This is a genomic window from Nesterenkonia sphaerica, from assembly GCF_005771565.1.
Classification (GTDB): domain Bacteria; phylum Actinomycetota; class Actinomycetes; order Actinomycetales; family Micrococcaceae; genus Nesterenkonia; species Nesterenkonia sphaerica.
In genome coordinates this window covers 88,892-110,187 of sequence record NZ_VAWA01000005.1, presented here as the reverse complement: position 1 = coordinate 110,187, position 21,296 = coordinate 88,892, and the positions used below count along the sequence as shown (strand labels likewise).

22 protein-coding genes are annotated in these 21,296 nt (G+C 66.3%); 8 read left to right on the top strand and 14 right to left on the bottom strand.

The annotated features are described in order from the left end of the window. Window positions 1-19 precede the first annotated feature (19 nt). The gene (locus FEF27_RS05690; protein ID WP_138169887.1) at window positions 20-964 is read left to right on the top strand and encodes a magnesium chelatase ATPase subunit I; all 945 of its coding nucleotides are present in this window, start codon (window positions 20-22) and stop codon (window positions 962-964) included. 6 nt (window positions 965-970) lie between these two features. Further along, the gene (locus FEF27_RS05685) at window positions 971-2,227 is read left to right on the top strand and encodes a VWA domain-containing protein (protein WP_138169886.1); all 1,257 of its coding nucleotides are present in this window, start codon (window positions 971-973) and stop codon (window positions 2,225-2,227) included. 27 nt (window positions 2,228-2,254) lie between these two features. Here the strand turns inward: FEF27_RS05685 and FEF27_RS05680 are convergent, their stop codons facing one another. Next, window positions 2,255-3,283, bottom strand: coding sequence for a GTP-binding protein (locus tag FEF27_RS05680; RefSeq protein ID WP_166429923.1), 1,029 nt, complete (start codon window positions 3,281-3,283; stop codon window positions 2,255-2,257). A 67-nt stretch (window positions 3,284-3,350) separates the two neighbouring features. Here FEF27_RS05680 and ykgO point away from each other — a divergent pair, with 67 nt between their 5' ends. Beyond that, window positions 3,351-3,473: a type B 50S ribosomal protein L36 gene (gene ykgO, locus FEF27_RS05675; protein ID WP_138169884.1), complete on the top strand. Its 123-nt coding sequence runs from the start codon at window positions 3,351-3,353 to the stop codon at window positions 3,471-3,473. Window positions 3,474-3,509: 36 nt separating this feature from the next. On the opposite strand, the gene FEF27_RS05670 is transcribed toward ykgO, so the two are convergent. From FEF27_RS05670 to FEF27_RS05660, 3 genes are all read right to left on the bottom strand, one after another. Then, window positions 3,510-3,662, bottom strand: coding sequence for a zinc transporter permease (locus FEF27_RS05670; RefSeq protein WP_138169883.1), 153 nt, complete (start codon window positions 3,660-3,662; stop codon window positions 3,510-3,512). After that, window positions 3,659-3,991 (bottom strand): ArsR/SmtB family transcription factor, encoded by a 333-nt coding sequence (locus tag FEF27_RS05665; RefSeq protein WP_138169882.1) that lies wholly within the window; start codon window positions 3,989-3,991, stop codon window positions 3,659-3,661. Before FEF27_RS05665 ends, FEF27_RS05670 begins: the two co-directional genes overlap by 4 nt. A 76-nt stretch (window positions 3,992-4,067) precedes the next feature. Beyond that, window positions 4,068-5,921, bottom strand: coding sequence for a glycoside hydrolase family 3 N-terminal domain-containing protein (locus tag FEF27_RS05660; protein WP_138169881.1), 1,854 nt, complete (start codon window positions 5,919-5,921; stop codon window positions 4,068-4,070). 132 nt (window positions 5,922-6,053) lie between these two features. Between FEF27_RS05660 and FEF27_RS05655 the strand changes: the two genes are divergently transcribed. After that, window positions 6,054-7,205, top strand: a complete 1,152-nt coding sequence (locus tag FEF27_RS05655; protein WP_138169880.1) for a glutamate--cysteine ligase — start codon at window positions 6,054-6,056, stop codon at window positions 7,203-7,205. 64 nt (window positions 7,206-7,269) lie between these two features. Here FEF27_RS05655 and tsaD read toward each other — a convergent pair whose 3' ends face one another. From tsaD to glmS, 8 genes are all read right to left on the bottom strand, one after another. Then, a complete protein-coding gene (gene tsaD / locus FEF27_RS05650) occupies window positions 7,270-8,343 on the bottom strand; it encodes a tRNA (adenosine(37)-N6)-threonylcarbamoyltransferase complex transferase subunit TsaD (protein WP_138169879.1) in 1,074 nt (357 codons plus the stop codon). Then, complete coding sequence (gene rimI, locus FEF27_RS05645) at window positions 8,340-8,864, bottom strand: ribosomal protein S18-alanine N-acetyltransferase (protein WP_138169932.1); 525 nt, start codon at window positions 8,862-8,864, stop codon at window positions 8,340-8,342. Before rimI ends, tsaD begins: the two co-directional genes overlap by 4 nt. A gap of 174 nt (window positions 8,865-9,038) precedes the next feature. Next, entirely contained in the window at window positions 9,039-9,716 is a 678-nt protein-coding gene (gene tsaB, locus FEF27_RS05640) for a tRNA (adenosine(37)-N6)-threonylcarbamoyltransferase complex dimerization subunit type 1 TsaB (RefSeq protein ID WP_138169878.1), read from the bottom strand. 69 nt (window positions 9,717-9,785) lie between these two features. Further along, complete coding sequence (gene tsaE / locus FEF27_RS05635) at window positions 9,786-10,418, bottom strand: tRNA (adenosine(37)-N6)-threonylcarbamoyltransferase complex ATPase subunit type 1 TsaE (protein WP_243729107.1); 633 nt, start codon at window positions 10,416-10,418, stop codon at window positions 9,786-9,788. Next, window positions 10,415-11,545, bottom strand: coding sequence for an alanine racemase (gene alr, locus FEF27_RS05630; protein WP_138169876.1), 1,131 nt, complete (start codon window positions 11,543-11,545; stop codon window positions 10,415-10,417). The genes tsaE and alr overlap by 4 nt, the downstream gene beginning before the upstream one ends. A gap of 67 nt (window positions 11,546-11,612) precedes the next feature. Next, window positions 11,613-13,103 carry an NAD(P)H-hydrate dehydratase gene (locus tag FEF27_RS05625; protein WP_166429922.1) on the bottom strand — a complete coding sequence of 497 codons (1,491 nt, stop codon included), beginning with the start codon at window positions 13,101-13,103 and terminating at the stop codon, window positions 11,613-11,615. A gap of 16 nt (window positions 13,104-13,119) precedes the next feature. Then, window positions 13,120-13,479, bottom strand: a complete 360-nt coding sequence (locus tag FEF27_RS05620) for a holo-ACP synthase (protein WP_138169874.1) — start codon at window positions 13,477-13,479, stop codon at window positions 13,120-13,122. Between the two features lie 7 nt (window positions 13,480-13,486). After that, the gene (gene glmS / locus FEF27_RS05615) at window positions 13,487-15,352 is read right to left on the bottom strand and encodes a glutamine--fructose-6-phosphate transaminase (isomerizing) (RefSeq protein WP_138169873.1); all 1,866 of its coding nucleotides are present in this window, start codon (window positions 15,350-15,352) and stop codon (window positions 13,487-13,489) included. A gap of 101 nt (window positions 15,353-15,453) precedes the next feature. Here glmS and coaA point away from each other — a divergent pair, with 101 nt between their 5' ends. From coaA to mscL, 3 genes are read left to right on the top strand one after another with little or no spacing between them, the layout of a single operon-like run. Continuing rightward, on the top strand, window positions 15,454-16,458 hold the full coding sequence (coaA, locus tag FEF27_RS05610) for a type I pantothenate kinase (protein ID WP_138169872.1): 1,005 nt from the start codon (window positions 15,454-15,456) through the stop codon (window positions 16,456-16,458). Further along, complete coding sequence (locus FEF27_RS05605; protein ID WP_138169871.1) at window positions 16,455-17,156, top strand: M15 family metallopeptidase; 702 nt, start codon at window positions 16,455-16,457, stop codon at window positions 17,154-17,156. The genes coaA and FEF27_RS05605 overlap by 4 nt, the downstream gene beginning before the upstream one ends. 4 nt (window positions 17,157-17,160) lie before the next feature. Then, window positions 17,161-17,700 carry a large conductance mechanosensitive channel protein MscL gene (gene mscL / locus FEF27_RS05600; RefSeq protein WP_138169870.1) on the top strand — a complete coding sequence of 180 codons (540 nt, stop codon included), beginning with the start codon at window positions 17,161-17,163 and terminating at the stop codon, window positions 17,698-17,700. Between the two features lie 25 nt (window positions 17,701-17,725). Here the strand turns inward: mscL and FEF27_RS05595 are convergent, their stop codons facing one another. Next, window positions 17,726-19,027 (bottom strand): CapA family protein, encoded by a 1,302-nt coding sequence (locus FEF27_RS05595; protein WP_138169869.1) that lies wholly within the window; start codon window positions 19,025-19,027, stop codon window positions 17,726-17,728. A gap of 40 nt (window positions 19,028-19,067) precedes the next feature. On the opposite strand from FEF27_RS05595, the gene FEF27_RS05585 reads away from it, so the two are divergent. Next, the gene (locus FEF27_RS05585) at window positions 19,068-19,889 is read left to right on the top strand and encodes a M15 family metallopeptidase (RefSeq protein WP_208009700.1); all 822 of its coding nucleotides are present in this window, start codon (window positions 19,068-19,070) and stop codon (window positions 19,887-19,889) included. Window positions 19,890-19,920: 31 nt separating this feature from the next. Here the strand turns inward: FEF27_RS05585 and glmM are convergent, their stop codons facing one another. Beyond that, entirely contained in the window at window positions 19,921-21,273 is a 1,353-nt protein-coding gene (glmM, locus tag FEF27_RS05580; protein WP_138169866.1) for a phosphoglucosamine mutase, read from the bottom strand. Between the last annotated feature and the right edge of the window lie 23 nt (window positions 21,274-21,296).

The window sequence follows — 21,296 nt, the reverse complement described above, 5'->3', positions numbered from 1 at the left end:
CAGCTCGGACGCACGCTGCATGAAGACACGTGAGTCCTACCTCTTTCCCTTCAGCGCGGTGCTGGGTCAGGACGAACTGAAAAGCTGCCTCATCCTCACAGCCGTCGATCCCCGCATTTCCGGGGTGCTGGCACTGGGCGATCGCGGCACCGCGAAGACCACCACCATCCGCTCTCTGGGGCAGCTCCTGACGGCCCATGGGCTCAATATGCCGGTAGTGGATCTGCCTCTGGGTGCCAGCGAGGACCGCATTCTAGGCACGATGGACATCCAGCGAGCACTCAACGGAGAGGTGGCGTTCGCGCCCGGGATCCTCAGCGACGCCCATGGCGGGTTTCTGTACATAGACGAGGTGAACCTGCTTGACGATTTCTTGGTTGATGTGCTCCTCGATGTCTCTGCCTCAGGAGTAAATCGCGTGGAGAGGGACGGAGTCAGCCATGTGCACCCGGCACGGTACGTTCTGGTCGGAAGCGGAAACCCAGAGGAGGGCCAGCTGCGGCCACAGCTCGAAGACCGCTTCGGTCTGGCCACACAGGTCCGGACAATCCGGGACAAGGGACTCCGCGCAGAGATTGTGCGCCGCCGGATCCAGTTCGACGACGATGCTGCGGGATTCTCCGCGCAGTGGGCAGACACGGAGGAGCAGGTGGCTCACCGCATCGTGAACGCACGGACACGCCTGCCACACGTTCACACTCCTGCTCACACTGCGCAGCAGATCGTTGACATCTGCATCGAGGCGGGGGCTGTAGGGCATCGCGCTGAAATTGTTCTCACACGCACAGCCCGAGCTCTCGCAGCGTTGGGCGGACGCGACGAGGTCACCCGCAGTGATGTGATCTTCGCCGCCGTCCCTACCCTGCAGCACAGGATGGTTGAGGAACCCCGTACGCGTCAGACCTCCGGCTCCACACGGGTGAAACTGGCCGCCGCCCGAGTCCTGGGCCTGCGGGCAGCGTGAGCGGCGGTGGAGCGATTCACCATATGGGGTACCCAGGGCCAGGTGCGGCTGCGCGGTGGCAGGCGTCTGCACACCTTGGCGTGGGATCACACGGAGACCCCCACCAAACTCTGCGTGATCGAAGCGGAACTGGACCAGGGGACTCCTCTGCCCGGTGACCCCTCCGCGGCTGAACAGCCCCAGGAGACGTCCAACGAGGACCAGGACGATCGTGCCGAGCCCGATGCCTCCCCAGCTGCGGTGACCCCACCCCCTTCGGAGGAGGCGTCAGAATCGGGATTGGCGGAAGATCAGGACGGGCAGGAAGCCAGCACCGCTGAGGAGCCCGCAGGTGATGAGCCCGCCGGTGATGAGCCCTGCACGGAGGCAACAAGCGGTGGCGCACCCGCTGGCAGCCCCTTGCCTGTTGGGCTCGGAGAGAGGCACCTCCCGGGGGAGGCGGCAGAGCTGACACTCGGTGAGGAGAGCTGCTCGCTTGAGGAGCCGCCTGGGTTGCCTCCGGAGATCGAACCGGTCCGCAACCGGGAAGTATCGCCACAGCCGCTTCCCGGCAGGTCAGGGGCCGAGGCGGTGAATCTGCGGCGTGGCAGCGCAATGCGCGAGGCGCCGGCAGAGACCGGTGCGCCGATTTCGATCGCACACACTGTTCGGCGCGCGGCCAGGCGCATGGGGGCAACTGGAGCGCCAGGTCCGCCCACCGTGCAGGAATCGGATCTGCACACAGTGCGACGCCGACGCAGCGGAGGCTCACACACGGTGCTGCTGGTGGACGGCTCCTCCTCGCTGGGCCAGAGCGGCTTGTCGGTGGCCTCGCGGACCGTCACTCGAACCGTCGACTCGCTGGCTTCCCGACGCGGAGCAGTCTCTGTGATTCTGGCTGCCGGCGGGTCGGCCCGCACGCTGATTGAGCGCAGCACCAGTCCCGTTAGAGCGCGTCGCGCTGTCAGCCAGGTTCCGGCAGGCGGCGGCACTCCATTGGCCCACGGAGTGGAACTGGCGTTGAAGCTCTTGGCCGGTGATGGTCCCAGCCAGCGGCGGATCGTGATGATCACAGACGGGCAGCCGACGGTGGCTCTCGCCGGCACTCATGTGCCGCTGGCCGAGGCGTGGGCGGAACTCTCTGCGCTGCTGGTCCAGGCAGTGGGCTTCTGCCAGGAGGTCGTGATCCTGCCGGTCGGCATCTCTTCAGACCGAGTGCTTACCCGGAATATGGCTCCCTTCCAGGCAGCCGGGGTCACCGTCGGTTCGCTTTTGAAACGGTGAGGCCGCCCCAAAAGTCGGGACCGCAGCTCAGTGGTCTGCGGTGCGCCATTCCGGGAAAGGATCCGGAAAGGTGGCCCAGAGTGCGGGGCCGCCCAGCAGCTCCTGATCTGTCAGCGCCGCGTCGTCGAGCTCTCGGATCAGCTGCTCAGCCCGAAAACCGACCCCAATGAGCGCCAGATCCTGCCCGAAAGCCAGAGGTTCATCCTCGGGACTCAATTGGTGGTCGAAAGCGGCGGGAAACAGAGCTGCGTGCGTTCCGACTTGGTTCCAATGCCCCGTGATGTGGGGCCGCGTCGCCAGATGGCAGAAGCCCGCCGAACGCAGCAGCGCTCCGCCAGCCGTGGCCTCCCTCCAGCGCATCATCAGGTCGTCAAGACGGCCCGGATGAAAGGGGCGCATCTGTTCGTAGCGCAGGGCCGTCACGGCAGAATCGTGGAACCGCGGAGCGAAGTCTCCGTTGAGCAGACTCACCCACCCGGCGTGGGTCTGCTCCATCGTGAAGCTGCCCCGGTCCCGGCGCCGGGCCTGGTGACCGGAGGAGTCGACCATGTCAATATCAGCCTTGGGCGCCAGGCAGCTGATAAGCGTAAGAAGTCGGTTCAGCTGATGTGCCCGCAGCGAGTCCGTATTGACCAACACCACCAGGGAGGCGTACTCGATCTGAGTGACAATCAGCTCTGCTCTCGAGGCGTAGACGGAGGAGTGGCCGCAGTCCTGGTCACTGGCCAGGGGCAGCTGCTCGGCTGAGGACAGGTCTGTCAGCAGGTGCGCGGCGTCGACCAGGCACACCAGGTCAGTCAGTTCTGTAGGGACGTCAGCGTCAGTCAGCTCCCCGATGATGTGCAGCACAGGGTGGTGCAGCGGATACTCGACCACGAGCCGCCCCGTCCCGGGACCCCTCAAGAGATGATCCAGTGCTTCCTCCACCGCTGAGCCGCTGGCGGCGATCTGCTGGGCAGGCACCACAGACGCACCGCGCTGGTGAGCTGCCATGCGGGCATAGCGTTGGCGCTCGGGTCCGCAGGCGCCGACGACGGCGGTGACCTCTGTAGGCATTAGCGTCCTCTCCATATTTCCGCTTATGATTTATGCTAATGCTACTCATTCGCAATTGGAGGAACAAATGAAGGTTCGCAAGTCGCTGCGCTCATTGAAGAAGCAGCCCGGTTCACAGGTAGTGCGCCGGCGCGGCAAGACATACGTCATCAACAAGCAGAACCCGCGGTTCAAGGGCCGCCAAGGCTAGACCCCTGGCGGCACCTACTGAGCACCCTGTGGCGGGTCAGTGCTCGTCGTAGTGATCCCCATGCTCTGCATGGCGGTGGTCGTCGTGGAGGTAATCCACATGCCCCTCATGATCCACAGCCTCATGGCCGCAGTTCGGGCCATGGGTGTGGTCTTCGAGAGTGTGCTCGGCAGTCTTGTGGTCATTCATCGCGAAGCTCCTTCAGCCGCTCTTTGCGGCACGGTGGGTCCAGTCTCCTGCGTGTGAGCAATGGCATCGGCAATCACGTGCGCCACGTGATGGTCCGCTAGCTGATACTCCACCTCTTTCCCGCGGCGCTCGCTCCGAGCCAGTCCAGCCTGCTTCAGCACCCGCAAGTGCTGCGACACCAGTGGCTGCGACATACCCGTTGCCTCCACCAGGGCACCTACCGTTTGTGATTCCTGTCCAATGAGCTCCAAGAGCCAGAGTCGCGACTCATGACCGAGGACCTTGAACAGCTGCGCAGTCTGGGCAAGCGCGGTTTTATCGCTCACCATCCCACTTCACCACACATATAAGTATATTGCAATATTTTTATTGCGAGTCAACTGCATGATTCGTCTTAGCCTGTGCTCAGCATTGGGCGTGGCCCACCGGGTACTCTCCCACCTCGACCGGAAGCGCTCCCGGAGCCTCTGCCCCAGTCAGCACTGCCACCAGGGCGTCAAAGGTTTCTGCAGTACGGCCGTAGAGGGCCAGTTTGGTCCCTCCGGCGGAGTCAGCCAGGGGCTCAGGCCGATCCAGGGCGACCACTACCTCGCCTGAACCGGGCGTGCTACCGCCCAGCAGCGTGACCACCGGGCCATATCCCACCTCCAGCCCCGCCTCCTGCGCAGCGGCTGCCAGTCGTTGGCGATCCTGCTCAGTTCCGCCATGAATCTGCAGGGCCTCAGTGACCAGTTCCGCCTCACACTCCCCCTCGACCAGGGTGATCGCCCGCACGGCCACGTGCTCTGCCACGGCCGCAGCGTCGCCCGCCACAGCTGGGTCGTCGTCGTCAGCGTCTTCGCGGTCCTCCCCCCCGGTCTGGCCACCGGGTTCCTCGGTTTCGCCACCGCTGCCGAGTGGTCCGTAGACTGTCCGGCCGCGCAGCTGCTCCGCGGCAGAGACGCCAGGTCCCGCTTCCAGCTCCCCGGTCATCAGCTCCTGCTGCCACAGCGCCAGGGCCACCACCCGCTCTGCGGCTTCGCTGAGACGGTCGGCCTCCAGCTCCCCGGACTCCACCGCTTCGATGATGGCGCCGTGGGCCCCTGGGGAGGAGTGCGGCATGAGAATCAGATCGGCGCCGGCCGCGAGCGCTTCGACCACCGCCTGATCGCCACCGAATCTGTCAGCAATGGCCGCCATGTTCATCGCGTCGGTGACAATGACGCCCTCGTGTCCCATGTCGCGAATCTCTGCGTACGCGGCAGCCGATAGTGACGAGGGCGCCCCCTGCCCCCACTCGGGGACCTCAATGTGACCCATCATCACCATCGGCGCCCCCGCTTCAATCACCTCAGCGAACGGCTTCCAGTCGCTTTGACGCAGCTCGCTGAGTCCGCGCTGCTGCACCGGCAGTGTGGCATGCGAGTCCTCTGTCACCGAACCATGTCCCGGGAAGTGCTTGATGGACCCGGCCAGACCGGCATCCGCCAATCCGCGCAGACCTTGCAGGGCCAACGGTCCGACGCTGTCCGGGTCTGCGCCAAATGTTCGCGAACCCATGGTGGGATCGGCCTGACCCATCGTGACGTCGGCGTTGGGCGCGAACGTCACCGTGAACCCCAAGTCCGCGAGATCCTGAGCCATGTACCGGTGGAGCTGACCGACGCTCCAGAGCTCACCACTGGCCTGGTGGACCGCACCGGAGGCCATGGGCGTGGGCCACTCCAGCAGCGGCGCACCCACGCGGGTCACCAGACCACCCTCCTGGTCCACGGAGATGATTGGTGGCACAGCATCTCCGGAGCCCTCCTCCGTCCCGCGGTCGGAACTGGCCAGCGCGTCAATCTGAGCTTCCAGCGCTTCGATGTCCACCACCCCGGAGCTGGTCGGGATATTGTGTCCCATCAGGATCACCCCCGCTAAGTGGTGTTGCTCCAGCAACTCAGCGGCAGAGTCGACGTCGGTGCCGGTGTACTCGCCGATGATCACCTGGCCTGCGCGCTGGGCCGGAGTCATCTCAGCGACCAGATCAGCGGCCTCCGAGCGGTGCTGCTCCCCCGGACCCGCCAGTGCTGCCTCCTGGGCATCCACCGCCTCCTCGAAGCGTGCCTGGTCCTCTTGCTGCTCCTGAGCAGCAATCTCCTCCTCACTGAGTTCGGCACCCTCGGGCGCGGGCTCAGTGCCCTCAGGCGAGGCGGCGTCGTCGCCCCCGGCACAGGAAGAAAGCAAAAGGGCCGCCGTCAGAGCAGCCGGAGTGAGAACGCGCGCGAGAGACACCATCCCCTTAAGCGTACGGTCTGCTGCAGCCGCGCCAACAACCGCAGGCGGCTCAGAGACTGCACAGAGGATCCCTCCAGGAAAGTGCGGATACAGTTGGCTCGTTGAGCAGACGGCTGATGACAGGAGATGCTCATGGGACTTGAGTTTGCCGATTCCTCCCGATCAACCCTCGGCATCGAATGGGAGCTGGCGCTGGTTGACCGGCAGACCGGGGATCTGCGCAGCGTCGCTGAGCGCATCCTCGAAGCCACCCGGGCCGATCACCCCGGGCTTGCCCGTGAGCAGGAGCACCCTTACGTCAAGCAGGAGCTGCTGCTGAACACCGTGGAGCTGGTCACCGACATCTGCAACGATGTGGCCGAAGGTGTGGGGCAGCTGCGCCAGACCGCCCTGAACGTGATGAAGCACTGCGAGCCGCTTGACGTGGAGCTCTACTGTCAGGGGTCGCACCCGTTCGCTCCGCCGAACAAGCAACCTGTGACCGACAAGGAGCGCTACAACGAGCTCATCCGCCGCACCCAGTGGTGGGGACGCCAGATGGTCATCTACGGCATCCATGTGCATGTGGGGCTTCCGGATGTGAAATACGCCATGCCGGTGGTCAACGCACTGTGCAACTACAACGCGCACTTCCAGGCACTTTCAGCCTCCTCGCCCTTCTGGTCCGGCGAGGACACCGGGTACGCCTCCAACCGGGCGCTGATGTTCCAGCAGCTGCCCACCGCAGGCCAGTCATATCAGTTCGCCGAATGGTCGGGGTATGAAAAAGCCGTCGCTGACCTGGAGCACACCGGGGTGATCAACGACGTCACGGAGGTGCGGTGGGACTTCCGGGCGGTTCCCCGGTTGGGAACCGTGGAAATGCGGATCTGTGACGGGGTCTCCACCTTGGAGGAGATCGGTGCGTTCGCCGCCTTCACTCAATGTTTGGTGGAGGACACGATGCGACAGCTGGATGCCGGCGGCTCCGTGGCCTCGATGCCGCACTGGTACGTGAAGGAAAACAAGTGGAGGGCGGCGCGCTACGGACTCGATGCCATCATCATCCTCAACGAACACGGCGATGAGGAACTGGTCACCGAGGCCATGGTCCGCGAACTGGAGCGGCTGGAGCCGGTGGCCCGAGACTTGGGCTGCGCCGAGGAACTGCGGTACTTGGAGACCATCATGCGCAACGGCGCCGGCTATCAGCGGCAGAAGAAGGTCGCCGAGTCCCATGACGGCGACCTGCGCCAGGTGGTGCTGGACTCTGCGGCCATCACCCGGACCAGCATCAACGGCTGAGACCCCCGGCGGCCGGGGAATGGCCCGCTCTGGACCGAGCTGCCGGGAGTGACTGCGCCCAGGCTCAGACGACGATGCGGTCCACCGGGAGGCTGGAATCGGCAGGGATATCCAACGACGACGGCGGCGCGCCTGCACTGACCAGATGGGCACCCAGCGCCGCAACCATGGCCCCGTTATCAGTGCACAGCCGCACCGGGGGGACGGTCAGCTGGATCCCGGCAGCACCGCAGCGCTGCGCCAGCAGCTCACGAAGCCGGGAATTGGCGGCCACGCCTCCGCCGAGCAGCATGCTGGTCAGTCCCTGCTCCTGACAGGCACGCACGGCTTTGGCGGTCAGCACGTCCACCACCGCCTCTTGGAAACTGGCCGCCAGATCCGCAGTTGGCACCGCGAACCCCTGGGAGGTGAACTGTTCTGCGGCCCGAGCTACGGCAGTCTTCAGCCCGGAGAACGACCAGTTGTGCCGGTGCTTGCCGGGATTCTGCGCCGTGCCTTCGAACTTCGGCATTGTCAGCCCGCGGGGAAACCGAAAAGCCTGTGGGTCCCCCGTCCGCGCGGCGGCGTCGATTGCGGGACCGCCGGGGTACCCCAGCCCCAGCAGCCGGGCAGTCTTGTCATAGGCTTCACCGGCGGCATCGTCGATAGTGGATCCGATCAGTTCGACATCATCAGCCAGCGACCCCACCCGAAGGATCTCGGTGTGACCTCCCGAGACCAGCAGAGCCGCGGTATTCTCCGGCAGCGGTGAGGAGTTGCCGTGCTGGTCGGCCAGGGCCACGGCCACGTGGGCCACCAGGTGGTTCACGCCGTAGAGCGGCTTCCCGGCAGCCAATGCCAGCCCTTTGGCAGCCGAGAGCCCCACCATGAGCGCTCCGGCAAGGCCCGGTCCGGCGGTCACCGCGATCGCGTCGACCTCCTCGAGTTCAACATCTGCGGTCTCCAGTGCCCTGCGCAGAGTGGGGGTGAACGCTTCCAGGTGGGCGCGGGCGGCGATCTCCGGAATCACCCCGCCGTAGCGGACATGCTCGTCCATGGAAGAGGCCACCTCGTTGGCCAGCAGGTGGGTTCCCCGGACAATCCCGATTCCGGTCTCATCGCAAGAGGTCTCAATGCCGAGCACCAGCGGTTCAGTCACGCGTCTTCTCCCCCTTTTCTGCCGAGCGGCCCCACAGTGGGGCGCGGGGCGATGAGTCGTTTGCGCATGATGAGAGCGTCGCCGCCATCGGGATAGTACTCCCGCCGTCGGTGGATCTGCTCAAACCCGCAGCGCAGATACAGCTGCTGGGCACGCGGATTATCGCTGCGGACTTCCAGAAGCAGGTCCTCGGCGGCCCTGCGGCGGGCTTCCTGTTCGATCAGGCCCAGCAGCCGGGACCCCAGCCCCCTGCCCTGCGCTTCGGGTGCCACCGCCAAGGTCTGGACATCGGCCAGCGGCAGCACACACATCATCCCCGCGTACCCCAACAGAGTCTCGTCCTCTCGGGCCACCCAGTAGGCGCGGGTGGCATGCGGTGCCGCGACACTGGGTTCCGCCTGGGCGAGCTCGTCGTAGAAAAACCGTTCGGGCCAGGCATCGTGGGGGAACAGCCTCCGCTCCAGCTGGATCACCTGCGGAATGTCACGGGTGGTCATCGGCCGGATGGAGACAGCGGACATCGACGTCTCAGCGCCCACCCCGCACCTCCACCGGCATGCCGCCTCGCACAGAGCGTCTCCGGATGTGGGAAACCGGGTCCATTGCTGGGCTCATTTCCCACATCCCGAGACGCGCTCTGGGTTGAGAGTGCCATGGGTGAGAGTGGCCCGGTTGAGAGTGCCCTGGTCGAGGGTTCATCTGGGCGCTCCCTGCCGCATCTGCTCGGGCACTTTGGCATCTGAGTCGCGCAGATACAACGGGCGCGCCTGGCACAGGACGCCGTGGATCTCCCCGGCCAGGGCCGCGGCAGCCAGCTGGCCCAATTCAACAGCATCGGGCGTCCACCCCGAGGGGTCCTGGTCCACCTTCGCCGGATGAAGTGCCTCCGGGTAGAGCTGCAGCCCGGCGCCCACCACAGGCAGTGGGGGCAATTCAGCTGCTGGGGACACAAAGGGGCCCTTCACCAGCCGCGAACCGGCCTCGTCGCTGACATAGTGGGCCCAATAGACCTCGCGGCGGCGGGCGTCGGTAGCTACCAGAAACTCACCCTCGACCCCGGCGTCGGTCGCGCGCAGAGCCACCGAGTCCAAACTGCAGATCCCGTGCAGCGGCTTCGACCACGCCTCAGCCAGGGCATGGGCCAAGGCCAGTCCCACCCGGAGCCCGGTGAAGGGTCCGGGACCCACCCCCACCGCGACGCCGTCGAGATCCGTCCCGGAGACGCCGGCGGCCTCGAGCATCCGCTGGACAGCAGGGGTCAGCACTTCAGCATGGGAGTTCGTCTCTTCTGTACGCCACTGCTGCAGGATTTCTCCGCGGCGGGTCAGCGCGGCCGAGGCCCCGGCGGAGGAGTCGATGGAAAGCAGCAGCACCCCACCATGGTAGCGATCAAATCAGTCTGCGCAGGACTGCCGACCAGCCGCAGAGCACGTCGGCGACTGTCATCCCCACCGTTGCAGCCTGGCCGGCGGCGCGCTCCACCGCGGACCGTAGCCGCGCAGCACCGCCAGCCGCCGGGTGCCCAGGATGTCCTCCTCTGACTCGCTGAAGTCAGTCTGGATACCGGCGACGACGCCGCCGGCGGGGCCACCGCTTAGGGGCTTGCCATCTGCCGCGGTACTCTCAGCGGGACTCTGGCGCAGTTCCAGATCGAGCCACGAACCCGAGTCACCTAACAGGGCGCGCTCCACCATCCCGCGCCCCCACTCCACCACCGTGACTGAGCCCGGCAGGGTGGCCAGCAGATCGAGCGACTCCAGGCCTGCGGCGTCGGTGCGATAGGCATCGACGTGTACCAGGCGCGGCGCCGTGCCGTCTGGGCTGGGGTGGATACGCGACATGGTGAACGTCGGTGAGCTCACCTGGCCGATGACCCCGAGTGCGGCCGCCAGTTCGCGCGTGAAGGTGGTCTTGCCGGCACCGAGCTCTCCGGTCAGCACCACCAGGTCCTCCGACTTCAGCTCCGCGGCGAGGGCCCGGGCAAAGCTGGCTGTCGCCTCGAGGTCGGCCAGCTCCTTCTGCAGCTGCCAGTTCTGCCCCGGCAGCTGCGCCGGCGGCACGGCAGGCTCCGTCACGGGACTGGCTCCGCATTGATCACGACCCGCGGAACGCGGGCGCCGATCCGAGTGACGATCTCGTAGTTGATGGTGCCGGCGGCGGTGCCCCATTCAGAAGCCTCAATACCGGACTCGCCTCCGAAGACCACGACTTCATCACCCACCTGGACGTCCGAGTCTGCGCCGAGGTCCACCACGAACTGGTCCATGGCCACCCGCCCGGCCGAGCAGTATCGGCGGCCGCGGATGAGCACCGGCGCACCCACTGCGATGCGCGGAATGCCGTCGGCGTAGCCCAGCGGGATCAGGCCCAGCTTGGTGGGGGCCTCCACCCGGTGGGTGAGACCGTAGCTGATTCCCTGTCCGGCTGGCACAGACTTGACGTTGGCCACGGTGGTGCGCAGCTCCATGGCCGGCTTCAGCCCCAGGGACGGTCCGCTCCGGTCGGCGAAGGGACTGTGTCCGTAGACGCCCACCCCGACCCGGACCATGTCAAAGTGGGCATCCGGCCGGGACAGCGCTGCCGGGGTGTTGGCGACATGCCGCAGATCCGGCACCACACCGTGCTCCTCGGCAATTGCCAGTGCCTGCCGGAAGGCGTCCAGCTGCTCATCCGTCTCTCGGCGGTCGGGCTCATCGGCGACGGCCATATGAGTGAAGATGCCTTCCACACTGATCAGACCCCGGTTCTGGTAGCCGGCGGCGCGGCGGACCAGCTCCGGCCAGTCGGTCATGGTGGCCCCGTTCCGGCCCAGCCCGGTGTCCACCTTCAGGTGCACACGTGCGGGTTCGTGCAGGGTGTTGGCCGCCTCAGCGATGGGTTCCAGCTCCCAGCCGGAGGCCCCGAGGTCGATGTGGGCCTCGATGGCGGCGGCGAAGTCCGCCTCATGCGTGTGCAGCCAGGCCAGCACCGGGGCCTCAATACCGTGCGCGCGCAGCTGCAGAGCTTCGGCGATGTGCGCGACCCCCAGCCAGTCCGCTCCGCCGTGCAGTGCGGCCCGGGCGGCGGTGAGCAGACCGTGTCCGTAGCCATCGGCCTTGACCGCCGCGAGCACTTTGGCCGGCCGGACATACTCGGCGATGGTGCCCACGTTATGGGCGATGGCAGCGGCATCGATAATCGCCGCACGCTCCGGTAACTTCATAGTCCCCAGGGTACCGGGCAGACCTCAGCAGGAGGACAGGCCGCCCGACGCGGCGGTCGCGGGGGATCTAGCCGAGGGCGCCTATGAGGGCGGAGGCACCGAAACGCCCCTGACCTGCAGGATCTATCCGATGCGCCGCGCGGGTGTGCATGCTCACCGCTCGGGGTGCCACAGCAAGCCAGTTGCGCTCCTGGGTGACGCACAGTGCGCCCAGGATTCCGGTGAGCACATCCCCGGTGCCCGCCGTGGCCAAGCCAGGAGCCTGCGCCCGGTGGAGCACGACCTCGCCCTGAGGCGAGGCGATCACCGTAGTGGTGCCTTTGAGCAGCACGCTGCAATCCAGCTTCCCGGCCAGCCGTCGCGTCGCCTCCACGGGGTCAGCGGCGGCGGAGTCGGTCTCCAGCATTCCGGTCAGCACCCGGTCGCGCAGCATGCGTGCGATCCGCCGCGCCTCACCCAGGTGGGGCGTGATGAGCACGTTCTTGTTCAGTCCGCCTCTTCGGTGCAGCTGGTCCCGGATCAGCTGCAAGCCGGAGGCGTCTAGGACGCATGCGGCGCCGGAGTCCAGCGCGCGCTCCAGGACAGACTCTGCCTCAGCCAGGCGCCACTGCTCCTGACCCAGGCCCGGACCGATGACGACGCCGTCACAGGCGGACATCTCCGCACCGCCACCGGGTGCGGGCGCGCCGACCACCTCCGGGTAGGTGCTGAGGACCTGAGAACGGACCGCTGCTGGGGCGTGGAGGGTCACCATGCCGACCCCGGTGCACACGGCAGCGCCCGCCGTGAGCACCGCGGCGCCGGGGAATGCCGAAGACCCTGCCACCACGTGCAGGACCCCGCGGGAGTACTTATGGTCGGAGGGCTTCGGCGGGTTTACCGCGGCCACCTGCTGTGCAGTGGTCAGCTGCACCAGGGTTTTCGGCAGGTGCTCTTCCACACCGATGCGCACCGTGTGCACAGTGCCGCTGAGCGTCCCGCCGCGCCCGGCGAGCAGACCCAGTTTCAGCCCGCCGAAGGTCACCGTGTGATCAGCGGCGAGCACACCGTCACCGGCGGCGCCGGTGTCTGCGTTGACTCCAGAGGGCAGATCACAGGCCACCACCAGAGGCCGTGACGCGGCGTCGTCGTCCAAGATCTCCAGGCCGGGCACCTCCGGCCGGCGGAACTCTCCCCGGAAACCGGTCCCCACCACCGCGTCGACGAGGACCTGGGTTCTGCTCGGCACACGCTCGACCTCCCGGCCGCCGGCTGCGCGGAAGGCCTGAAGCGCTTCGGGGTGGGCGCGGCTCCGGGTGAGCACGGCGCTGACCGAAGCGCCGCGGCGGGCCAACTGGGCCAGCGCCCAAAGGCCGTCCCCGCCGTTGTTGCCGGGGCCGATGAGTGCGGTGATCTGCGTACCGTAGATCCCACTGCCGCGCTCTAGACGGTGCAGAGCGGCAATGTGGTGGGCCAGCCCGTAGGCGGCTCGGCGCATCAGTGTCAGGCCGCGGCCAGCTTCCAGCAGCGGCTGCTCCGCTGCGCGGATCTGCTCACCGGTGTACACGTTGGCAACCATGGCGACCTCCTGGTGTCTACTGCAGCGAACCCTCGGCCAGGACCATACCCGTGGCGATGTCCCCGTCATGCGACATCGATAAGTGCCACCGCTGCACGCCCTTGGCCTCGGCCACCGCCGCGACAGTGCCGGTGATCTCCAGGTGGGGGTCACCTGTGGCGTCGCAGACCACCTGACAGTCCTGCCAGTTCATTCCTGCGGGGGCGCCCAACGCCTTGGCCACCGCCTCCTTCGCCGCGAAGCGCGCCGCCAGCGAGCGCAGGTTCAGGTTCCGCTCGGCGGGGGTGAAGAGCCGTTGCCGCAGCGCCGGGGCCCGCCGCAGCTGCTCAGCGAAGCGGGACACCTCGACGACGTCGACCCCGATTCCGATGATCACCAGCCGTTCACTCCACGGTGACGGATTTTGCGAGGTTGCGGGGCTGGTCCACGTCATAGCCCTTCTCGCTGGCCAGTGCGCAGGCGAAGATCTGCAGCGGCACGGTAGTCAGCAGCGGCATCAGCAGCGGCTGGGTCTCGGGAACGAAAAAGACGTTCTCAGAGAACTCACGCACCGCGTCGTCGCCCTCCTCGGCCACGGTGATGGTCTTCGCCCCGCGGGCACGGACCTCCTGAATATTGGAGACCACCTTCCCGTGGAGGGAGTCCCGTCCGCGCGGTGAGGGCACCACCACAAAGACCGGCTGCCCTTCTTCGATGAGGGCGATCGGCCCATGCTTGAGCTCCCCGGCGGCGAATCCCTCGGCGTGGATGTAGGCAAGCTCCTTGAGCTTCAGCGCTCCTTCCATCGCCACCGGGAACCCCACATGGCGGCCCAGGAAGAGCACACTGGGGGTCTGCGCCATCGCTTGGGCCAAGGCCTTGATCTCGTCGGCCGAATCGAGAATCTTCTGGATCTTCGCCGGGATCTTGTGCAGATCGGCCAAGATGTCACTAATCTGGCCGGAGAACAGCTGCCCGCGCAGCTGCGCCAGGTACAGGCCCAATAGGTAGCTGGCAGCGATCATCGCCAAGAACGCCTTGGTTGAGGCCACCGCGATCTCCGGTCCGGCATGCAGGTACAGCACCGCATCCGACTCACGGGGGATGGTGGAGCCATTGGTGTTGCAGATGCTCAGCGTGCGAGCGCCCTGCTCCTTGGCGTAGCGGACCGCCATTAGGGTGTCCATCGTCTCGCCGGACTGAGAGATCGAGACCACCAGCGTGGTCTCATCAATGATGGGGTCCCGGTAGCGGAACTCGTGAGCCAGCTCCACCTCCACCGGGATCCGTGTCCAGTGCTCAATCGCGTACTTTGCCACTGTGCCCGCATATGCTGCTGTCCCACAGGCCAGGACAATGATCTTGGTGGTGTCCTTCAGCTGCTCCGGGCTGATCCGCAGCTCGTCGAGGGTCAGCCGGCCCGCGGCGTCGGTGCGCCCCAGCAGCGTGTCCTCCACCGCCTTGGGCTGCTCGTTGATCTCCTTCTCCATGAACGAGTCATAGCCGCTCTTTTCCGCCGCGGTGGCGTCCCAATCAATGTAGAACCGCTTCCCAGCTGCCGCCGACCCGTCAAAGTTGATGATCGAGACGTCTCCGGCAGTGATCGTCACAATCTGATCCTGCTCCAGCTCAACCGCTTCGCGGGTGAAGTCTATGAATCCGGAGACATCGCTGCCCAGGAAATTCTCACCCTCTCCCAGGCCCACCACCAAGGGGGAGTTCCGCCGCGCGGCCACCACCCGGTCTGGCTGGTCGGGGTGAACTGCCAGCAGCGTAAAGGCGCCTTCGAGCTCATTGACCGCCTGGCGCATCGCTTCAGTGAGGTCCCCGGTGGCCTGAAATGCCTCGCCGATCAGCTTCGCGGCCACCTCGGTGTCAGTCTGGGAATCGAACACGTGCCCTGCTGCGGATAACCGCTGCCGCAGCTGCGCGAAGTTCTCAATGATCCCGTTGTGGATGACCGCCAGCTTGTTGTCATCGCCGAAGTGGGGGTGAGCGTTCAGGTCCGTGGGTCCGCCGTGGGTGGCCCACCGGGTGTGCCCGATTCCCAACGACGCCGGTGTCAGCGGCTGCTGCTCAATCTCAGCTACGAGATTGGCCAGTTTCCCGGATTTTTTCCGGCTCTCCACTGCCCCACCGGCCACAGTGGCCACACCTGCCGAGTCGTAGCCCCGATATTCCAGACGTCGCAGGCCCTCCATGAGCACGTCCAGCGCGTGGTGCTCAGCAGACTTCTCCGGCAACCCGATATAACCAACAATTCCACACATGGGGCTCACAATACCGTGGAACCTCGTGGGGAAGGCAGACGGTGGTAGACGGTATCGTGTCCCCTGTGCACTCGCAGCCCGTTCATCCGCGCACTGCCCCTGTGCCCGTTCCTCCCGAGGTCAGTGGAACGGCACCGTGGGCGGGTTCGCCGCCCTCGGACAACGAGTCGACGCACTATTCTCCCTTCGTCGAATTGGGCCGCGCCGCCTGGGCGCGGTTGGCTCAGTCCATTGAGCAGCCGCTGAACCAGGACGACGTCGACCGGCTCCGGGGCATCGGTGAGCACCTCTCCTTGGACGAGGTGGCCCAGGTCTACCTGCCGCTTTCGCGGCTGTTGAACATCTATGTCGAGAACGCCGCCCGGTTGCGCTCCGCTACCAATGATTTCCTCGGCGGCACCACTCGCCGCACCCCGTTCATCATCGGGGTGGCCGGGTCTGTGGCGGTGGGGAAATCCACTACTGCGCGCGTGCTCCAAGAGATGCTGCGCCGCTGGTCCTCGACCCCGCGGGTGGAGCTGGTCACCACCGACGGCTTCCTGTACCCGAATGCTGAGCTGCGTCGGCGCGGGCTGATGGAGCGCAAGGGGTTTCCCGAAGCCTATGACCGCCGGCGGTTGCTGCGGTTTGTCTCTGAGGTGAAGTCGGGCCGCCCGGAAGTGCCAGCTCCGGTCTACTCCCATCTGAAGTACGACATCATCCCTGGTGAGAAGCTCGTGGTGCGCAGACCCGATGTGCTGATCCTGGAAGGGCTCAACGTTCTCCAACCGGCCAGGATCCGCGAGGACGGCACGGCCGGGTTGGCGCTGAGCGATTTCTTCGACTTCTCGATCTTCGTCGACGCGAAGCCTCACCACATTGAGCAGTGGTACGTAGACCGCTTCATGCGGTGGAGGCATGGGGCGTTTGCCAATCCGGAGGCGTACTTCCACCAGTACAGCAGGCTCAGCGACCAGCAGGCGGTGGCTCAGGCCACGGACATCTGGCAGCGCATCAACGGGCCCAACCTGCGCGAGAACATTCACCCCACCCGCTCGCGCGCGCGGCTGGTGATGTCCAAGGACGAAGACCACAGCGTCGCCCGGGTGCTGCTGCGCAAAGTATGACCGGTCTGGCGGAGAAGGTGTTGGCCCTGGGCGTCGCGGCACTGGCACAGCTGCCACAGCCGCATGAGGTGCAGGCATCTCAGGCCAGCGCGGACCCGGACTCCATCCATGTGTTGGTCAATCGTCAGAATCCGCTCCAGCCGGTGGACTACTCCCCCGATGACTTGGTGGAGGTGGAGGTCCGGACATCGGCCGAAGAGCCGGTCCTGCTGCGAATGGAGGCCGCTGAGTCCGCTGAGGAGCTTTTCGAGACCGCCGCGGAGGAGGGAGTCACCCTGGCCGCTACCAGCGGATACCGCTCCTTCGACGCGCAGAGCGAACTTTACTCGGCACGCTATGCCGAGCATGGGCTCGAGCCCACTGACGAGTTTGCCGCCCGCCCTGGGTATTCCGAGCATCAGACCGGTTTGGCACTGGACGTGATCAGCATTGACAATCCCGAGTGCATTCTTGGTGAGTGCTTCCACGAAACCCCGGAGTATGAGTGGTTGGAGACCAGCGCCCAGGACTTCGGATTTGTCATCCGGTATCCGGAGGGCGCCGAGGACATCACTGGGTTCGCCTTCGAGCCCTGGCACCTGCGCTATGTGGGTACTGAGACCGCCGCGGAGGTCACTGAGTACGAGCTGACCCTGGAGGAGTACTGGCGCCAGCCGGCTGCCCCGGAGTACGACTCTGCCGAGCCGAACCTAAGATGAGCTCATGATCAAAGGATTCCTTGACTTCATCAAGCAGGGCAACGTGGTGGACCTCGCGGTGGCCGTGGTGCTCGGAACCGCATTCGGCGCCGTCATTCATGCGCTGGTGGAGAACGTGCTGATGCCGCTGGTCGGCCAGCTTTTTGCGCAGGAGCCGGACTTCGACGCGCTCTTCGCGGTCACCTTGCCCGGTTTCGAGGGGCCGCCGATGCGCTTCGGGGTGCTGCTGACCGCAGTAGTGAATTTCCTGCTCATCGCTGCCGCCATCTACGTAGTGGTGATCGTGCCCATGAACAGGATGATTGCTGCTCGCCGCGCACGGCTGGGGGCGGCCGCCGAGGAGCCGGATGCGGAGGATATTGCTCTGCTGAAGGAGATCCGGGATCACCTCAGGGTCCAGGCGGAGGCGGCGAACCCGGCCGCGTTTTCTGCCTCAGCGGATCGGGAGCATCCTACAGCGGCGCAACCGGGCCCGGGCAGGGGCGGCGCTGCGGAGAGCACCCGTCTGGGCAGAGCCCGGAGCATCTTCAGGGGCCGCAGCTGAGCCATCGGAACTTGTCGCAGAGGTCCTAATCACTGCGAGGCTCCGCGGTCGGGTCCTCGCCTGTGGGCGTGGGCGGCTCCCCACGCAGCCTCTGATCCGACATCACCTCCAGAATGCGGACCCATCGGTTCCGGACAGTCCGCTCACTGAGTTCGACCTCCTCCGGGATCCCGCCCTCGGCGAGCTCCCGCAGCGGCCACACACCTCGGTGCGGCTCCTCATCAGTGGGGCCTCGGGCCACAGTCACCGGCAACCAGTCCAGAGCGACGATCTCGGCGGCGTCGTCGTCGACCTCGACGCTCGCGTAGACCACCGTGCCGGTGGCTGTCTCCGCTGCGCAGCAGGCTTCGTCCTGATTGGACAGGAAGTTGCCCATGGACCACACCACCCACATACCCTCACCGCCGGGCCCGCCGTCCAGGCGCTCCACCGGCTGGGGAGTGTGGGAGTGCGCGCCGAAGACCGCATCGACCTCCCCTCCGGCGGCCAGCGCCTCACCATAGCTCCGCTGCTCCTCGGTGGGCTCGTGCACATACTCCTCCCCCCAGTGGACCGAGGCTACGACGACGTCTGCTCCGTCCTGACGCGCCTGAGCGGCGAGGTCGGTCAGCGCCTCTGCGGAGACGTCCGTGACGCGCCACGGCTCCTGGCCAGGCGGCGGGTAGGCCTCATTGTGGACCATGGTGGTGGCCACATGCGCCACGGTGACTTCACGGCCGCCCCTGTCCAAGGTGTACAGCTGGGGCCGGTCGGCCTCCTGCGCCGTCCGCGCGGTACCGGCGTGGCCCAGACCCGCGGCCTCCAATACCTCCAGGGTTCGCTCCTGACCGTCGATTCCCTGGTCGAAGGCGTGGTTGTTGGCAGTCGAGCAACCGTGGAAGCCCACCTCGGACAGGCCCTCGGCCAGCTCGGGCGGGGCGGCGAAGGCGGGGTATCCGACAGGTTCCACGCCCTCGGGAGCGATGGGCACCTCCAGCGCGCACAGAGCCAAGTCTGCACCGGCAATGAGATCTCTCACACCGGCCATCAAGGGAGCGAAGGCGTAGCCATCACCCTCCGCGAGTGCCGAGGCCTGATCAATCACATTGTCGTGGATCAGCACGTCCCCGGCAGCGGCGATGGTGAAGTGGTCCGGCTGCGAGTCCCTGGGGTGGAGCTCCTGATTGTTGGCATCTGCGGGGGTCCCGGTGTCACGGTCCGCAGGCCCGGCCGGATCCGGGTCTGTCTTCCCAATGTCCCCTGCGCAGCCGGTCAGGACCAGTGCTGCTGTCAGCACGCACAACAGCAGCCGCCTGCGTGCTGCGCTGGCGCCCGGGGTGTCCGACATTGACTGTGAGCCTACCCTGAGCACCCACTACGGTGGAGGTGTGCGCATTCTCGCTCACGGGTTCTGCGTGAGCCTCCTGATTCTGGCACCGGCCTGCGCGCAGAACGGTTCAGAGTCGGAGGATACGGCGTCTGGGACCCTTCGGGGCCCCGATTCCGCGGAGTCTGCACTGCCTGAGCAGCCTGAGCAGCCTGAGCAGCCTGAGCAGCCTGAGCAGCCTGAGCAGCCTGAACCAGTGAGCCAAGCGTCGACGGACCCGGACTCGATCCACATCTTGGTGAACAAGCAGAATCCGCTGGACCCGCCGGACTACGCACCTGAGGACCTGCGGGAGGTGGAGGCGGCGCGCGAATTCGACCGGGCCCCGCTCCGCGAGGTGGCCGCAGGAGCGTATGAGCAGATGTTTGCAGCCGCAGCCGAGGAGGGGATCGACCTGTGGGTGACCACGGCCTACCGTGACTTTGCCTTTCAGCAGGCGCTCTATGAGCAGCGACTGAGTGAGGACGGCGCAGCTGCGGCAGACCGGGTCAGTGCCCGGCCCGGACATTCAGAGCACCAGACTGGACTGGCCGTCGACGTCGCCGACCTCGAGGACCGCACGTGCTACCTGCGTGCCTGTTTCGGCGAGTCGGCCCAGGGTCAGTGGCTGGCTGAGCGCTCCAGTGAGTTCGGGTTCCTCATCCGCTACCCGGAGGGCGCCGAGGGGATCACCGGTTTCGAGTATGAGCCGTGGCATCTGCGGTATGTGGGGCGGGAGACTGCTGAAGATGTCACAGCACGCGGTGTGACCCTGGAGGAGTATTGGGGGCAGCCTCCAGCGCCGAACTATGACCAGCCCTATCAGCCCAACCCTCAGGAATGAAGAGCGTGCTTCCGGCCGCTGCGCGGGTGGTTCAGAGGGCCAGCTCGGATTTGACCACGTCAGCCAGGACTTGGGATTCCGTGTGGGCGAGGTCCGCGGTGGGCGCTTCCACCATCACCCGCACCACCGGCTCGGTGCCCGAGGGCCGCAGCAGCACTCTGCCGTGCTCCCCCAGTCGTGTCTCAGCGGCGTTGACCGCCTGCTGGACCGCCTGGTGCGTCTTCACCTTCGCTTTGTCCACTCCCCTGACGTTGACCAAGACCTGAGGAAGCCGCGTCATCGCCTCGTCGCTCAGCGTCCGCAGGGGCTTGCCGGTGGCCGCGACCCGGGCCGCAAGCTGCAGGCCGGTCAGGACGCCGTCGCCGGTGGTGGCGTAGTCGGCGAAGATGAGGTGCCCTGACTGCTCGCCGCCGAGTGAATAGCCGCCGGCGCGCATGGCCTCGAGGACGTAACGGTCGCCGACTGCGGTCTCCACCAGCTGGATTCCGGCCGCGGCCATGCCCAATTTGAGGCCCAGATTGCTCATTACCGTCACCGCGAGGGTATTGTCCTTCAGCGCGCCGGCCTCCTTGAGCGCCAGCGCCAGCACCCCCATGATCTGGTCGCCGTCGACCAGGTCCCCGGTATGGTCCACCGCCAGGCAGCGGTCGGCGTCCCCGTCATGGGCGATACCCAGATGGGCGCGCTGGGCGACCACTGTTTCCTGCAGACGCTGCAGATGCGTCGAGCCGTACCCGTCATTGATATTCAGTCCGTCAGGCTCAGCGCCGATGACCACAATCTCAGCTCCGGCAGCAGCGAAAGCCTCCGGAGAACAGCCACTGGCGGCTCCATGGGCGCAGTCAAGCACGATCTTCAGGCCCTCGAGCCGCACTCCGCCCAGCGATTGGAGCAGGTGGACCACGTAACGGTCCTCTGCGTCGGAGAATCGTTGGACCCGTCCTACGTCGGGCCCTATCGGCAGCAGCGGGGGGTGCCCCATCTGCGCCTCGATCTCCTCCTCGACGGCGTCGTCGAGTTTGTGGCCTCCAGCACCGAGGAACTTGATGCCGTTGTCGGGTGCGGGATTGTGGGAGGCGGAGATCATGACGCCAAAGTCGGCGCCGAAGTCAGCGACCAGGAACGCGGCCGCTGGGGTGGGCAACACTCCCGCGTCGTAGACGTCGACGCCGGAGGACGCGAGCCCTGCCTCCACGGCGGCGGAGAGAAACTCGCCGGAGACTCGTGGGTCGCGGGCAAGCACCGCCACCGGACGCTTATCGGCGGGAGTGCGCCGATGGCCCAGCACCACTGCGGCGGCCTGGGAGAGACGAAGGGCCAGGTCCGCGGTCAGCAGCCCATTGGCCTCTCCGCGCACCCCGTCGGTTCCAAACAATCTGGTCATATTGGAGGTGAGTCTAACCCCCA

Coding starts and splice junctions, on each gene's coding strand:
- FEF27_RS05605 (WP_138169871.1), top strand. CDS start 16,455: ATGACCGGTCTGGCGGAGAAGGTGTTGGCCCTGGGCGTCGCGGCACTG.
- FEF27_RS05660 (WP_138169881.1), bottom strand. CDS start 5,921: ATGGTGTCTCTCGCGCGCGTTCTCACTCCGGCTGCTCTGACGGCGGCC.
- FEF27_RS05665 (WP_138169882.1), bottom strand. CDS start 3,991: ATGGTGAGCGATAAAACCGCGCTTGCCCAGACTGCGCAGCTGTTCAAG.
- ykgO (WP_138169884.1), top strand. CDS start 3,351: ATGAAGGTTCGCAAGTCGCTGCGCTCATTGAAGAAGCAGCCCGGTTCA.
- FEF27_RS05655 (WP_138169880.1), top strand. CDS start 6,054: ATGGGACTTGAGTTTGCCGATTCCTCCCGATCAACCCTCGGCATCGAA.
- glmM (WP_138169866.1), bottom strand. CDS start 21,273: ATGACCAGATTGTTTGGAACCGACGGGGTGCGCGGAGAGGCCAATGGG.
- FEF27_RS05595 (WP_138169869.1), bottom strand. CDS start 19,027: ATGTCGGACACCCCGGGCGCCAGCGCAGCACGCAGGCGGCTGCTGTTG.
- FEF27_RS05670 (WP_138169883.1), bottom strand. CDS start 3,662: ATGAATGACCACAAGACTGCCGAGCACACTCTCGAAGACCACACCCAT.
- glmS (WP_138169873.1), bottom strand. CDS start 15,352: ATGTGTGGAATTGTTGGTTATATCGGGTTGCCGGAGAAGTCTGCTGAG.
- FEF27_RS05625 (WP_166429922.1), bottom strand. CDS start 13,103: ATGGTTGCCAACGTGTACACCGGTGAGCAGATCCGCGCAGCGGAGCAG.
- FEF27_RS05690 (WP_138169887.1), top strand. CDS start 20: ATGAAGACACGTGAGTCCTACCTCTTTCCCTTCAGCGCGGTGCTGGGT.
- rimI (WP_138169932.1), bottom strand. CDS start 8,864: ATGTCCGCTGTCTCCATCCGGCCGATGACCACCCGTGACATTCCGCAG.
- alr (WP_138169876.1), bottom strand. CDS start 11,545: ATGAAGTTACCGGAGCGTGCGGCGATTATCGATGCCGCTGCCATCGCC.
- mscL (WP_138169870.1), top strand. CDS start 17,161: ATGATCAAAGGATTCCTTGACTTCATCAAGCAGGGCAACGTGGTGGAC.
- FEF27_RS05680 (WP_166429923.1), bottom strand. CDS start 3,283: ATGCCTACAGAGGTCACCGCCGTCGTCGGCGCCTGCGGACCCGAGCGC.